Raw genomic sequence first — 13,588 nt, forward strand, 5'->3', positions numbered from 1 at the left:
GCTACACTTTTTGGCTAACGAGAGGAGTCAGCATGAAACTAATCAGTAACGATTTGCGCGATGGCGATAAGCTTGGGCATCGCCACGTCTTTAACATTATGGGGTATGACGGGGATAATATTTCCCCGCATCTGGCGTGGGATGACGTACCCGCAGGAACCAAAAGCTTTGTCGTGACCTGCTTTGATCCTGATGCGCCAACCGGCTCCGGCTGGTGGCATTGGGTGGTAGTAAATCTGCCGGCTGATACCCGCGTACTCCCGCAAGGATTCGGCTCCGGGCTGGTTGCGCTGCCGGATGGGGTGATTCAGACCCGTACAGATTTTGGTAAAGCGGGTTATGGTGGCGCAGCGCCGCCGAAGGGGGAAACCCACCGCTATATCTTTACAGTTCACGCACTGGATGTGGAGTGTATTGATGTCGATGAAGGTGCCAGCGGCGCGATGGTTGGATTTAACGTCCATTTCCACTCGCTCGCCAGCGCCTCGATCACCGCGATGTTTAGCTAAGCTGTGTTGTGCCGGATGCCGGCTTAGCCTCATCCGGCCTACAAAGCAGACAGTAGGCCTGATAAGATGCGTCAGCGTCGCCATCAGGCAATTTTCTACAGAAATTCAGGCAACAATTTCAGCAACGTTCCTTGCGCTAACAATTCGGTCGCGCACTCAATATCCGGGGCAAAAAAGCGATCCTGCGTGTAGTGGGCAACCTGCTCGCGCAGCGCCTGTCGCGCCTGCTCCAGCAACGGGCTGGAGGTTAACCCTTCACGCAGGTCAATCCCCTGACACGCCGCCAGCCACTCCACGGCAATCACGCCGCGCGTATTTGCCGCCATCTCCCACAGTCTGCGCCCTGCCGCCGGAGCCATAGACACGTGATCTTCCTGGTTAGCAGATGTCGGCAAGCTGTCCACACTGTGCGGATGCGCCAGCGCTTTGTTCTCGCTCGCCAGCGCGGCGGCAGTTACCTGAGCAATCATAAAGCCGGAGTTAACCCCGCCATTTTTCACCAGGAACGGCGGCAACTGCGACATATGTTTGTCCATCATCAGCGCAATGCGCCGCTCTGATAACGAGCCGATTTCCGCAATCGCCAGCGCCAGATTATCTGCCGCCATCGCCACCGGTTCAGCATGGAAATTCCCACCGGAGATCACATCGCCCTCTTCGGCAAACACCAGCGGGTTGTCGGAAACCGCGTTGGCTTCAACCAGCAGAACATCCATCACCTGGCGCATTTGTGTCAGACATGCCCCCATCACCTGTGGCTGACAGCGCAGAGAATACGGGTCCTGCACCTTTTCACAGTTATGATGCGACTGCGAAAGCGCGCTGGAATCGGTCAACACATGGCGGTACAGCGTTGCGGCATCAATCTGCCCACGCTGCCCTCGCGCGGCATGAATACGGGCGTCAAACGGACGACGGGAGCCCAGCACGGCTTCTGTGGTCAGCGCCCCGCACACCGTCGCAGACGCAAACAGTTCCTGAGCTTCAATTAACCCGCGCAATGCAAAGGCGGTGGAAGCCTGAGTGCCGTTGAGCAGCGCCAGTCCCTCTTTCGCCTCCAGCGTGATCGGCTCCAGTCCGGCCTTTTTCAGCGCGTCGGTCGCCGGGAGCCATTCTCCCTGCCAGCGCGCTTTCCCTTCGCCCAGTAGCGTCAACGACATATGTGCCAGCGGCGCCAGGTCGCCCGATGCGCCCACCGACCCTTTCGCCGGGATCAGTGGATACACCTCGGCATTCACCAGCGCAATCAGCGCTTCAATCACGCTCAAGCGGATGCCGGAAAAACCGCGCGCCAGGCTGTTGATTTTCAGCACCATAATCAGGCGAACCATTGCGTCATCCAGCGCTTCGCCAACGCCTGCCGCATGGGAAAGCACCAGCGAACGCTGTAAATTCTGCAAATCTTCCGTGGCGATACGGGTCTGAGCCAACAGACCAAAGCCGGTATTAATGCCATACGCCGTACGGCCTTCAGCGACAATATTATTGACGCAGGCGACGCTGGTGTTGATTGCATCAATCGCCCCGGCATCCAGGCTCAGTTTGACCGGCTGATGCCAGATTTCACGTAGCTGGGTAAAACTCAGATGGCCCGGCGTGAGAGTCATGGTGTTCATATCAGCGTTTCTCCTGCGTCGCAGCAACCATCGGCAAATTCAGCCCTTCTTCAACGGCGCACTCCACCGCAATGTCATACCCGGCGTCGGCGTGGCGCATCACCCCGGTAGCGGGATCGTTATGTAATACCCGGGCGATGCGCGCCGCAGCTTCATCGGTGCCATCGCAAACAATCACCATCCCGGCATGCTGGGAGAAGCCCATGCCAACCCCGCCGCCGTGATGAAGCGACACCCAGGTCGCGCCGCTGGCGGTGTTAAGCAGCGCGTTCAGCAGCGGCCAGTCGGATACGGCGTCTGAACCGTCGCGCATAGCTTCGGTTTCGCGGTTTGGGCTGGCAACAGAACCGGAGTCCAGATGGTCGCGGCCAATAACAATCGGCGCGGATACTTCACCACGACGCACCATTTCATTAAACGCCAGCCCCAGCTTTTGTCGCCACTCCAGGCCGACCCAGCAGATACGCGCTGGTAAGCCCTGGAAGTTAATCCGCTCACGCGCCATATCCAGCCAGTGATGAAGGTGCTTATCATCAGCCACGATCTCTTTCACTTTGGCATCAGTCTTATAAATATCCTGCGGATCGCCCGACAGCGCCACCCAACGGAACGGGCCTATGCCGCGACAGAACAGGGGGCGAATATAAGCAGGTACGAAGCCGGGGAAATCAAAGGCGTTTTCCACGCCCATCTCTTTGGCCATCTGGCGAATGTTGTTGCCGTAATCAAACGTCGGCACACCCATTTTGCTAAACGCCAGCATCGCCTCAACGTGCGTTGCCATTGAACGTTTCGCCGCCTGCACCGTGCCCTGGGGATCGGACACCGCTTTTGCCTGATACTCTTCCCAACTCCAGCCGCACGGCAGATAACCATGCAGCGGATCGTGGGCGCTGGTCTGGTCGGTGACCATATCCGGGCGCACACCGCGCTTCACCAGCTCCGGCACAACGTCGGCGGCATTAGCACACAGCGCAATGGAGACCGCTTTACCCTCACGGGTGTATTTGTCGATACGCGCCAGCGCATCGTCAAGCGATGTCGCCTGCTCGTCGACGTAACGGGTACGCAGACGGAAATCAATTCGACTTTGCTGGCATTCAATGTTCAGCGAACACGCACCCGCAAGCGTAGCGGCTAGCGGTTGCGCTCCGCCCATGCCGCCCAGCCCGGCGGTCAGCACCCAGCGTCCGCTGAGGTTACCCTGATAATGCTGACGCCCGGCCTCAACGAAGGTTTCATAAGTCCCCTGCACGATGCCCTGGCTGCCGATGTAGATCCAGCTCCCGGCGGTCATCTGGCCGTACATCGCCAGACCTTTGGCGTCCAGTTCGTTGAAGTGTTCCCAGGTAGCCCAATGTGGCACCAGGTTGGAGTTGGCAATCAGCACGCGCGGCGCGTTGTCGTGAGTTTTGAATACGCCTACCGGTTTTCCGGACTGGACCAGCAGAGTTTCATCGGTTTCCAGTTTGGTCAGCGCGTTGACGATGGCGTCATAACATTCCCAGTCCCGCGCGGCGCGGCCAATCCCACCGTATACCACCAGCTCATGCGGATTTTCCGCCACATCGGGATCCAGATTATTCATTAGCATGCGCAGCGGCGCTTCGGTCAGCCAGCTTTTGGCCGTTAAGGTGGTGCCGCGCGGGGCACGAATATCCTGCTGACGATATTTGCTATGGGACATGACAGAAAACTCCTCGCGAACGTCGGATAGATAAGAAATATATACTTGTCTATACAAGTCATCGCAAGGGTGATTTTAACAATTAGGATACATTTTTATTATATTGCGTCAGCAATCACGGTTTTCATGTCCTGTATCAGGACATAAACCGCCCTTGCAGCCGATAGCGAGAACCTGGAAACAGCAAGCGGGCATGAGAGACTATGGACGACGCAGACCAGGTCTTACGACGAATCAGCAGGCAGGGATCGTGTTCTTTAATATTCAGCAGCGCGCACTCTTCAGCGCTGGCACGTACCGCTTCAACAATATGCTCACCTTCCGTTAAAGGGGCTATCAGCGACAGGTATGCGTGCGGCGTGGTCTGGCTGTAATCCTGCGCCAGATACTCCGGCACAATTTCGGCATTCACGCAGCGATCTTCAATCTGTACCGGCAGATCGTTCTCGTAGTGCACCATGACAGAGTGAAAAATGGAGGTGCCTTCTTTGACGTTTAACACCAAAGCCTGCTGCGCGTTGGCCTGGGTTTTTTCCAGCGTCAGCACTTCACACCGGTGCTGATGCTGACGGGCGTTGATTTCATCCGCGATGCTGCGGATTTCAAACAGCGCGGACTGGCCTTTTGGCTCGGCGACAAACGTCCCCACGCCCTGTAAACGCACCAGTAAACCTTCATCCGTTAACTCACGCAGCGCCCGGTTGATAGTCATGCGGCTGAAACCATATTGCGCCACCAGCTCTGCCTCAGAAGGAATGCGATCGTGAGGCTGCCAGATACCGCTGGCAATTTTTTCGCTGATCTCCTGTTTGACCTTTTCGTAAAAAGGAGCCGGAGCAGAACGGGATGGGAGCATGCGTGAGCCTTCCTTAAGCTGAAAATGTGAGTGGTTAGAGTTTACAGGCATTACCCGAACCTGATAAGCGCAACGCCATCAGGTATGTCAGTGCCACCAGTGGGCGATTTGCCAGCCTAATCGCGCCGCCACGCGTGCTGCTCTGCCATCATCGTCATAGCGTGGATTAAATTCAACCATATCCACCGCCAGGAGTTTACCGCTACGACACAGAGGCTCAATCAGTCTCAGCAGCGTCGCCAACGGTACGCCAAGCGCGGCGGGGGCCGACACGCCGGGCATTTCCCACACAGGCAGCACGTCGAGGTCGATTGTCATATAGATGACATCCAGATTGGCAATGAACTGCGCTAACTGCGCCTGCGCCGTATCACGATGCAGATCCTCCACCACCGTAACACCGAGCCGCTGGGCCTCATCCCAAAGCGCCTGGGTGTTTGCCGCCCGACTGACGCCGATACAGGCATAGTGAAATTCACGCTGCTGTTCATCGCAAAGCTGCGCCAGCTGGCGAAACGGCGTACCGGACGTGGCCTGCCCGGCATGGCGTAAATCGAGATGCGCATCGAAGTTGACTATCCCCACTTTCGCCTGCGGGAACGCATCCAGTACGCCCGCGCCGTGCGCAAAGGCGGTTTCGTGTCCCCCGCCTAAAACAAAGGTACGCATGTTCTCGTGCTGACAGCGCTGTACTGCATTGCGTAACGCCTGCTGCGCGCCCTCAAGATCGGGAGCCTGCGCCACAATATTTCCCAGATCCACCAGTCGATTGTGCCCATCATGACTGGCTAAATTCGCCAACGCCTTGCGTAGCACATCGGGTGCTCCGGCAGCGCCCGTGCGCCCCTGATTACGTTTAACGCCTTCGTCACAGGCAAACCCGAGCAACGCTATCTGCTCGCGGTACATTTCTGGGCTAAACGTCGGGCTCAGGGTGATAGTCTGAAACAGGCGCAGCGCATTCGGCGATTCGGCGCGGTCATCACGTCCCTGCCACAGCGCAGGTGAGGCTGGTTGCCAGTTGGTCATGCTATTTGTCCTTTGAATACGCGTTGGTAGAGCGGATTGCGCCCGGGTTCATACAGGATCTCGACCGGGAGGGTTGCATCCCACACCACAAAATCGGCCACAAACCCGGCCTTCAATTGACCGTGGGTGGCATGACGCCCCAGTGCCCGGGCCGCATGACGGGTTACGCCCGCCCATGCTTCTTCCGGCGTTAGGCCAAACTGAACGCAGGCCATATTCATCGCCCAGTGCAGGCTGATAAACGGACTGGTACCGGGGTTAAAATCTGTCGCTACCGCCATCGGTACCTGATATTGACGCAGCAACGCTACCGGTGGGCGCTGCTCCTCTTTGAGGAAATAGAATGCGCCGGGCAGCAGCACGCCGACCGTACCGCTTTGGCTCATCGCCGCCACGCCCGCTTCATCGAGGTATTCAATATGATCGGCGGATAGCCCGTGGTAGCGGCTTACCAACTGTGCGCCGCCAAGCAATGACAGTTGTTCGACATGGCCTTTAATCGGGATGCCCAGCGCCTGCGCAGCCTGAAACACCCGCTCACTCTGTGCCAACGAAAAACCAACGCTTTCACAGAACAGATCGACGGTCTCAAACAGCCCTTGTTCCCACAATTGCGGCAAAATGGTCTCACACACCAGCGTAATATAGCCGTCAGGATCATCCCGGTATTCCGCTGGAGTTGCATGCGCAGCCAACAGCGTCGGGCTGATTTCAACGATATTCTCTGCCGCCAGCGCTGCCACCACGCGCAATATTTTCTCTTCTGTCGGCAAATCCAGGCCGTAGCCGGATTTTATTTCCAGCAGCGTAACACCTTCTTTGATCAGCTGTTCCATCCGCTGATGGGCTACGTGTAAGAGTTGTTCATCCGTGGCGCTGCGGGTCGCCGATACGGTGGCATTGATCCCCCCACCCTGAGCGCTTATCTGCTGGTAGGAGACTCCATTTAGCCGCTGCTCCCACTCACCTGCGCGGTTTCCGCCAAAGACCAGATGCGTATGGCAATCAATCAGGCCAGGCGTAATCAGCCTGCCCTGCATATCAAAAGTATTGTCATGCGTGAGATATAAAGATGATTCCGGGACGATATCGCGAATCTTGCCCTGGCGGACGATCAGCGCGTGACCGTCCAACAGCCCATATGGGGTACCACGTTCAGGGTCCATAGTCGCCAGACGAACATTGCGCCAGATAACATCATCAGGGAAGAATTGCTGCATTCGACTCACCACTTGTCATAGGTTGTATAGACATTTATTTTTGATTATAGGGATGTTGTCAACCTGAAGAACTATAATTGTTATCTATTTGTGATATAAAGACTCTCCGCGCCAGACATTGCTGCGATAAAAAACAACTTTTTACCTTTTCGCCTTCCCGTTTCGCTCAACTTAGTATAAAAAAGCAGGCTTTAATGGATAACTTTCAAAGCCCGGAGCAACCTGTGAACATATCATCAGTTTCCCGTCTGGCGCTGGCAATGGCTTTTGGCGTGACGCTGACCGCCTGTAGCTCTACGCCGCCCGATCAAATTCCTTCCGATCAAACCGCGCCAGGAACCTCTTCGCGCCCGATTTTGTCGGCTAATGAAGCGAAAAACTTCGTTACTGCGCACTATTTTTCTGCGCTGACGCCAAACACTGCGCCGTGGAGCCCTTCTTCTATTTCTCTGCCTGCACAGCCTGACTTCGTCGTTGGCCCGGCAGGGACTCAGGGCGTCACCCATACCAGCATTCAGGCCGCTGTTGATGCAGCAATCATCAAACGTACTAACAAACGTCAGTACATCGCGATTATGCCAGGCGAGTACCAGGGCACGGTATATATCCCGGCAGCAACAGGTAGCCTGACGCTGTACGGCATGGGCGAAAAACCGCTTGATGTGAAAATTGGCCAGGCCATTGACGGTGAAATGAGCACCGCTGACTGGCGTCGTACGGTGAACCCAGCCGGTAAATATATGCCGGGTAAACCTGCGTGGTATATGTTTGATAATTGTCAGAACAAACGCGGCACGAATATTGGCGTGATGTGTTCTGCTGTCGTCTGGTCGCAAAACAACGGATTGCAATTGCAGAACCTGACCATCGAAAACAACCTGGGTGACAGCGTTGATGCGGGTAACCACCCGGCCGTTGCACTGCGTACTGATGGCGATAAAGTGCAGATCAACAAGGTCAATATCCTGGGCCGCCAGAATACCTTCTTCGTGACCAATAGCGGTGTACAAAACCGTCTGGAAAACGATCGTCAACCGCGTACGCTGGTAACCAACAGCTACATTGAAGGCGATGTGGATATCGTTTCCGGTCGCGGTGCCGTAGTGTTCGATAACACCGATTTCCGCGTAGTGAACTCCCGTACCCAGCAGGAAGCCTATGTGTTCGCACCGGCTACCCTGTCAAACATCTACTACGGTTTCCTGGCGATTAATAGCCGCTTCACGGCAAGTGGCGATGGCGTGGCGCAGTTAGGCCGCTCGCTGGATGTCGATTCCAACACTAACGGTCAGATCGTGATTCGTGACAGCGTGATTAACGAAGGCTTTAACATGGCAAAACCATGGGCTGACAGCGTTATCGCAAAACGCCCGTTTGCCGGTAATACCGGTGCGGAAGATGACAAAGGTGAAATCCAGCGTAACCTGAACGACACCAACTTCAACCGTATGTGGGAATACAACAACCGCGGTATCGGTAGCAAAGTGGTTGCTGAACCTAAGCAGTAAACGTCATTCTCTGATGTAAGCCCGGCAGATTCATGCTCTGCCGGGCAATGTGCCGGATGGCGACGAAAATCGCCCTCTCCGGCATACAATTAGTGTTACACCAAACGCGACTTATTAAAGTTAATCAAACTCCCTGCCTTAATAATTTCACGCTCTTCTGCGGTCAGGCTTTCCATATACACTCTGATTTCACTCACCTCACCATCATCGTGAAGCACATACGCTTCGATTTCTTTACTGCACTCATCTAAGGCGCGGCGAATACCGGGAATATAGATATAGTCACCCACTTCAAATGAAGGTTGCTCTGCCATCTGGAGCGGTAGCATACCCCAGTTGATAACGTTGGAACGGTAACGCTTGGTGGCATATTCCTGGGCAATATTTGCCAGGCCACCAATCACTCGCTGACAGCTCGCCGCCTGCTCGCGCGCCGAGCCATCGCCAGGTTTGACGGCGTAAATCATGCTACCAATCTCAGTATCCAACGGTTGCACATTTTCCTGACCGGCAATCTGTTGGATGCGTTCGAAAACTGACGCCAGTTCGCTGACGTCGCCCCCCTCCACGCGCCTTTTTTCCAGCTCCGACGTCGCTTTACTTCTTCCCACATACCCGGGATCTCGTCGAGACAGCGTAAATTCCGCCAGTCCTAGTGGATTAGAGCGATACGACGAGGTTTCACCGGACGGGATAAGCTCATCCGTTGTTGTCACATCATCAAGGATCTTCGAGGCCACTTTTAGCAGAATATTTTCCGTTAATGCGCCCAGTTCCGGCCAGTCTTTAATGTTCGGGCCGTAAATGAGCGGCTGCTGCGTAGCCCCTTTCACGAACCCCTGGTATACGCGACTCTTATAAGGTGCAGGATTAAACGCATAGTCTGGCACCGTATCCCAGCAGTCCAGATCCGTCGCAGCAGTGAGGAATCCTCCGTTGGCTGCCGTAGCCGCAATTGATCGCGCATCCATCAGCGCAACGGCTGACATTTGACCATTGCCCGGTTTCGAGCCTTCACGGTTAGGGAAGTTACGCGTGGTATGGCGGATGCTAAGACCATTGTTGATTGGCGTATCGCCCGCGCCAAAGCACGGACCGCAGAATGCGGTTCTGATGACAGCCCCCGCGCCCAGTAAATCTGTAACAACACCTTTCTGCGCTAAATCCATAAACACCGGTTGTGACGAGGGGTAGACAGCAAGCGAGAAAGCATCATTACCGCAGGATTGACCGCGTAATGCCTGCGCCGCAGCAATCACGTTTTCATAGTTGCCGCCCGAGCATCCAGCAATGATCCCCTGCTGTACTTTTAAGCGACCATTTTCTACTTTATCCAACAACGAGAGGCTGGCTTTACCCTGAGCGATACGTGCAGATTCAACTTCAATCTCCCGGAGAATGTCCGTCAGATTCTCATTGAGAGTATCAATCTCATAGACATTACTTGGATGGAATGGCAGCGCAATCATCGGCTTAATCGCACTCAAATCAACATAAATACAACCGTCGTACCAGGCCATCGGCTGCGGACTGAGCTGGCGATAGTCTTGTTCACGTCCATGTAATGCCAGCCAACTACGAGTTTCATCATCCGTTTGCCAGACGGAGCTCAAACAGGTGGTTTCGGTGGTCATCACATCAACGCTGTTGCGAAAATCCGTTGAGAGATGACGAATACCAGGGCCGACAAACTCCATGACCTTATTTTTGACGTAGCCATTTTTAAATACCGCGCCAATGATCGCTAACGCCACATCCTGTGGACCAACACCTGCTGCGGGTTTCCCGGTAAGATAAACGGCAACGACCTCAGGATAATCAATGTCCCAGGTGTCGTTTAGCAGCTGCTTGACCAGCTCACCGCCCCCTTCTCCTACCGCCATCGTACCCAATGCGCCGTAACGTGTATGGCTGTCTGAGCCAAGGATCATTTTGCCGCCGCCCGCCATCATTTCACGCATGTATTGATGGATAACAGCAATATGTGGCGGCACAAAGATTCCGCCGTAACGCTGTGCCGCAGACAGACCAAACATATGATCGTCACCGTTAATAGTTCCCCCTACCGCACATAATGAGTTATGGCAGTTAGTCAGAACATACGGCAGCGGAAAACGTTCCATGCCAGAGGCTTTTGCAGTCTGAATAATACCGACAAAGGTAATATCGTGTGAGGCTAATGAATCAAACTTAATTTTAAGCTTATTCATATCACCGGACGTATTATGCGCGGAGAGAATCGACCACGCTATAGTTCCTTTTTTCGCATCCTCTTTGCAGATATGCCGAGGCAAAGAATCCTCAGCTACAATTTCATTATTATCGGAGAGATAAATTCCTTTTTCATACAGCTTAATCATTTGATACTCCGTAGTCCTGTGCTTACATAAGCGCACAGCCAATAAAAAGTTTTAAACCTGGTTTATGATTTACAGCATGTTCCAGTCAATCAACATGCTCCACCACCACACGCCGAGAGTGATATGGACAATAAAGGTCAGTAAGGTCAACATGCCCCCCACCAGCCACCACGATTTAATATCGTTATAGCCAACTCCAAAAATAACCGGACCCGCGGCACCGCCATAATGGGTAACCATTCCGCCATAGGAGTTAGAGAAGAGTAATGCCAGCGCGGTTAACATCAGTGGTGCGCCGGAGACATTCGCCAGCATGGCAAATACCGGCATCATTGCCACAATATATGCGCTGCCTGAGGCAAAGAAATATCGAACAATAATGCTCAGGAACAAAATAACGAAGAACGCCACGTTGCCGTGATTACCAAAGTCGAGATTGTTTTTGAACAGTTCGGCTAACCAGTCGAAGAATTTCACTTTCGATAATAACGAACTTAAACCGATAATACCGCCGTACCAGATTAATGTATTCCAGCCGCCCTTATTTTTAACCACATCATCCCAGGTGACTACGCCAAATAAAAGCATCGTACCCATGACGACAATCGCCACCGTTGATTCATCAACACCGAGGCTTTTACTGAAGATCCATCCCAATAATGCGAGAACGAAAATGCCCAGCAGCATTTTTTCGCGCCCTTTCATTGGTCCTAAATCCTGAAGGCCAGCTTTAGCGATGGTTTTGTTATCAACCTTTTTAATTTCAGGTGGATACATAAAATAGATAACGAGCGGCGTCGCCAACAGCATGACCAGTCCTGGCAGACCTGCAGCAAGCGCCCATCCGCCCCAACTCAACTGCAAGTGACAGATATCGTTGATCATCTTCAACGCCAGAATGTTTCCCGCCATCGCGGTAAAAAACATATAGCTGGTTGTTTTAGTGACCATATAGACCGACATCATCAGGTAGTGACCGACACGGCGCGGGCTCTTATCCGGTTCAGAACCCAGCGCCACCGCCACACTATTGATGATGGGTAATACGATTCCTCCCGCTCGCGCGGTATTTGACGGTGTTGCCGGAGCTAATACCAGATCAAGGAATACGGTCACATAGCCAAGGCCAAGCGTGGTGTTACCAATTTTGCCGATCAGAATATAAGCAATGCGCTTACCCAGCCCCGTCGTCACAAAAGCAGCACTTAACGTAAACGCGGAGAAAACCAGCCATGTCGTACCGGAAGCATAACCGCTCAGTACGCTGCTGGTCTTCAGTACGCCATGGCCTAAATTTCCGACAACCACCATAGAGGCGGCAACGGCAATCAATAACACCACCGGTTCAGGAAACGGTTTAATCACCAGTCCGACAATGGCCGCAAGATAAATACCAAACAGCACCCACGCTAGTTCACTTAATCCCGCAGGGGCAGGAATCAAACCAATAATACAGGGGATCGCTAATATTAAAATTAGCTTCCATAATGATTTAACGTTCATTTATTAATCCTGAATAATCTGTACAGGCAATACAGTATTTTTCGTTTTTCTGCGATCGCAGAGAAATGAGGCCAATGCTGTCAGGGAAGGAAAACATCACCAGAGAATATTTTTCTGGCGGTACGAATAACCGAAGCTCTGATAGTTTCAGGTTCATCCCCTTTATTGGTTAAATGAATATCAAGAGTGCCTCCGGGATGTTCGATAGTGATATTCCCGTAATGCGCACCCGCCGTTACCTGACGCGAAACAGTACCGTTAATGACACAGCTGCTGGCGATAGCTATCGCCCCAGTAATCGCCAGCGCTTTATGGCAAGAGTGCGGCATAAAATAACGAACATTAATTTCGCCGTCGTGTTGAGGTGCAGAGATGAGAATCGGTTTTGGGAGAACCTTATTGCTGACATCACCCAGCCCCATAGCTTCACCGGCCTGTAAACGAATAGACTCAATGCGCGACAATAATTCGTTGTCTGCATCCAGTTCTTCCGCTGATTCATAGCCCGTTTTCCCAAGGTATTCGGCAGGAATAATTACGACAGGTGTCGCCATATCCATACAGGTCACCGGAACTGAGTTGATATAATCGATGTGTTGGCCCGTCGGAAAAATATGCCCGGTTTTAGAACCTGCGGCATTAAGAAACGTCAACGCAATAGGGGCCGATGTTCCCGGGACGCCGTCAATTCTTGCCGTTCCTTCATACTCAACAACACCATGCGGCGTCTGTATATCAGCTTCGATAAACGTGTTGGTGTTCACATTGCGAATGCGTACGCGGGTGGTCGGCGTAGAAGCAGCAATCAACCCCTTTTCAATAGCAAACGCACCAACGGCGGAAAGCATATTGCCACAGTTGGGTGTGGTATCGACCCGTTGCTCATGTACCAGTACCTGAGCAAATAAATAATCGATATCAGCGTTGGGGTCGTTTGAAAGACTAATAATCGCGACTTTACTGGTTAACGGATTGCCACCGCCAATGCCATCTATTTCCAACGCATTGCCAGAACCCATAATCCCAATCAATATTTCATCACGCAATTTTTCTTCTTCTGGCAGGTCTTGAGCTAATAAAAACGCGCCTCTGGAGGTTCCTCCGCGCATCATAACGCAAGGTATTTTTTTCATGACAATGCTCTCTTCAATATTATTTCTACTATGTACATGGTTGCATGTCATGATTAGGGTGACTAATGACTTCATTTTCGTGATTAGTGATTTATTTTTATTAATTAAAAGTGATGAATTGCAGATACACTGAACACTTTCATCTTAGACAGGGTCTTCCCCGATTG

Annotated in this window: 10 protein-coding genes; 2 read left to right on the forward strand and 8 right to left on the reverse strand. The window is 53.0% G+C overall.

Annotated elements, in window-relative coordinates; all coding sequences use genetic code 11:
- Positions 1–32: 32 nt before the first annotated feature.
- Positions 33–509: a kinase inhibitor gene (locus OGX94_RS02050; protein WP_257661511.1), complete on the forward strand. Its 477-nt coding sequence runs from the start codon at positions 33–35 to the stop codon at positions 507–509.
- A gap of 95 nt (positions 510–604) precedes the next feature.
- Here the strand turns inward: OGX94_RS02050 and hutH are convergent, their stop codons facing one another.
- The 5 genes from hutH to hutI form a co-directional block, all read right to left on the reverse strand.
- Positions 605–2,125, reverse strand: coding sequence for a histidine ammonia-lyase (gene hutH / locus OGX94_RS02055; protein ID WP_257661510.1), 1,521 nt, complete (start codon positions 2,123–2,125; stop codon positions 605–607).
- A 1-nt stretch (position 2,126) separates the two neighbouring features.
- On the reverse strand, positions 2,127–3,812 hold the full coding sequence (hutU, locus tag OGX94_RS02060; RefSeq protein WP_257661509.1) for a urocanate hydratase: 1,686 nt from the start codon (positions 3,810–3,812) through the stop codon (positions 2,127–2,129).
- A 136-nt stretch (positions 3,813–3,948) separates the two neighbouring features.
- Positions 3,949–4,668: a histidine utilization repressor gene (locus tag OGX94_RS02065; RefSeq protein WP_003831502.1), complete on the reverse strand. Its 720-nt coding sequence runs from the start codon at positions 4,666–4,668 to the stop codon at positions 3,949–3,951.
- An 87-nt stretch (positions 4,669–4,755) separates the two neighbouring features.
- Positions 4,756–5,697, reverse strand: a complete 942-nt coding sequence (hutG, locus tag OGX94_RS02070) for a formimidoylglutamase (protein ID WP_126318775.1) — start codon at positions 5,695–5,697, stop codon at positions 4,756–4,758.
- Positions 5,694–6,917 (reverse strand): imidazolonepropionase, encoded by a 1,224-nt coding sequence (gene hutI / locus OGX94_RS02075; protein ID WP_197385117.1) that lies wholly within the window; start codon positions 6,915–6,917, stop codon positions 5,694–5,696. Before hutI ends, hutG begins: the two co-directional genes overlap by 4 nt.
- A 224-nt stretch (positions 6,918–7,141) precedes the next feature.
- Here hutI and OGX94_RS02080 point away from each other — a divergent pair, with 224 nt between their 5' ends.
- Positions 7,142–8,425 carry a putative acyl-CoA thioester hydrolase gene (locus OGX94_RS02080; RefSeq protein WP_032934550.1) on the forward strand — a complete coding sequence of 428 codons (1,284 nt, stop codon included), beginning with the start codon at positions 7,142–7,144 and terminating at the stop codon, positions 8,423–8,425.
- A gap of 95 nt (positions 8,426–8,520) precedes the next feature.
- Here the strand turns inward: OGX94_RS02080 and OGX94_RS02085 are convergent, their stop codons facing one another.
- The 3 genes from OGX94_RS02085 to OGX94_RS02095 all read right to left on the reverse strand — a co-directional run bounded on the left by OGX94_RS02085 (position 8,521) and on the right by OGX94_RS02095 (position 13,421).
- Entirely contained in the window at positions 8,521–10,785 is a 2,265-nt protein-coding gene (locus OGX94_RS02085) for a hydratase (RefSeq protein ID WP_063940672.1), read from the reverse strand.
- A gap of 69 nt (positions 10,786–10,854) precedes the next feature.
- Positions 10,855–12,288 carry an anion permease gene (locus OGX94_RS02090; RefSeq protein WP_063940673.1) on the reverse strand — a complete coding sequence of 478 codons (1,434 nt, stop codon included), beginning with the start codon at positions 12,286–12,288 and terminating at the stop codon, positions 10,855–10,857.
- An 80-nt stretch (positions 12,289–12,368) separates the two neighbouring features.
- Entirely contained in the window at positions 12,369–13,421 is a 1,053-nt protein-coding gene (locus tag OGX94_RS02095; RefSeq protein WP_257661507.1) for a 4-oxalomesaconate tautomerase, read from the reverse strand.
- Positions 13,422–13,588: the final 167 nt, after the last annotated feature.

The sequence above is a fragment of the Citrobacter sp. Cpo037 genome, from assembly GCF_030332945.1.
GTDB lineage: Bacteria > Pseudomonadota > Gammaproteobacteria > Enterobacterales > Enterobacteriaceae > Citrobacter > Citrobacter portucalensis.

What these genes read in the sequence shown, in the direction of transcription:
- OGX94_RS02050 (WP_257661511.1), top strand. Translation starts at nt 33, where the DNA reads ATGAAACTAATCAGTAACGATTTGCGCGATGGCGATAAGCTTGGGCAT.
- OGX94_RS02090 (WP_063940673.1), bottom strand. Translation starts at nt 12,288, where the DNA reads ATGAACGTTAAATCATTATGGAAGCTAATTTTAATATTAGCGATCCCC.
- hutU (WP_257661509.1), bottom strand. Translation starts at nt 3,812, where the DNA reads ATGTCCCATAGCAAATATCGTCAGCAGGATATTCGTGCCCCGCGCGGC.
- hutH (WP_257661510.1), bottom strand. Translation starts at nt 2,125, where the DNA reads ATGAACACCATGACTCTCACGCCGGGCCATCTGAGTTTTACCCAGCTA.
- OGX94_RS02095 (WP_257661507.1), bottom strand. Translation starts at nt 13,421, where the DNA reads ATGAAAAAAATACCTTGCGTTATGATGCGCGGAGGAACCTCCAGAGGC.
- hutI (WP_197385117.1), bottom strand. Translation starts at nt 6,917, where the DNA reads ATGCAGCAATTCTTCCCTGATGATGTTATCTGGCGCAATGTTCGTCTG.
- OGX94_RS02065 (WP_003831502.1), bottom strand. Translation starts at nt 4,668, where the DNA reads ATGCTCCCATCCCGTTCTGCTCCGGCTCCTTTTTACGAAAAGGTCAAA.
- OGX94_RS02085 (WP_063940672.1), bottom strand. Translation starts at nt 10,785, where the DNA reads ATGATTAAGCTGTATGAAAAAGGAATTTATCTCTCCGATAATAATGAA.
- hutG (WP_126318775.1), bottom strand. Translation starts at nt 5,697, where the DNA reads ATGACCAACTGGCAACCAGCCTCACCTGCGCTGTGGCAGGGACGTGAT.